We start from the raw sequence: 699 nt of genomic DNA, 5'->3' as shown, positions 1-699 counted from the left end.
AACCTGAGATCGGTTTAAGCCAGCATTATCACGGCTTGCTCTTCGGATGTAAGATTCAAGGCTGGCTTGTTGTCTTTGTGGCAGTACGCGATCAGCCCTCCAAGCAGATTCAACATAAATCCATGCATACTCCTGTGCCGTGAATGCTCTATCTGCGAGATGTTTTTCAGCTGGTCATTGATTGTTTCAATGATGAACCTTTTGGATAGCATTGCCCTGTCAAAAAGCGAATGGACCTTTGGTTTCATATTCTTACGGTGCCCCGTTATCAATGTCACTCCCTTGGCTGCCAGCTCATCTGATAACGCTTGACTGATATATCCTTTATCGCCGTATAACCGGTCCGGTAAACAGGCTGCTAATTCCCTGACCGGTGCCCGGTCATCGACATTTGCTGGTGTCAGCTTGGCGGCAACCAGTCCGCCCATGTGATTCACAATGAGGTGTAATTTGAATCCATAAAACCAGCCCATTGTTCCCTTGCCTCGCTTTGCGACACCATCGAATACCTTGTGCCGGGGAATCCGCAGGTTATGACAGACCTTGATGCTGGTCGAATCAACAAATTCTATCCCGGTTGGGGTTGCCTTCAGCTGGGTGAAATAGGCACAGAGCGGGACCAATACGGATGGCATCATCTCGAGGAACCGGGTGTAACTGAGCAATTGAGGAAAATCCTGCATGTGATAGCGCCGGAGC

The 699-nt window shown here is 49.2% G+C and carries 1 protein-coding gene; it reads right to left on the bottom strand.

Annotation, left to right across the window (positions count from 1 at the left end; translation table 11 throughout):
- Positions 1 to 14 precede the first annotated feature (14 nt).
- Positions 15 to 699: IS982 family transposase (locus OKC27_RS22800; RefSeq protein WP_270806758.1), on the bottom strand; the 685-nt coding region annotated here is incomplete at its 5' end.

Source organism: Aeromonas sp. QDB62, assembly GCF_027705695.1.
GTDB lineage: Bacteria > Pseudomonadota > Gammaproteobacteria > Enterobacterales > Aeromonadaceae > Aeromonas > Aeromonas allosaccharophila.
Note: the sequence above shows the minus strand (reverse complement) of the source record. Positions and strands in the feature narration are given on the sequence as shown.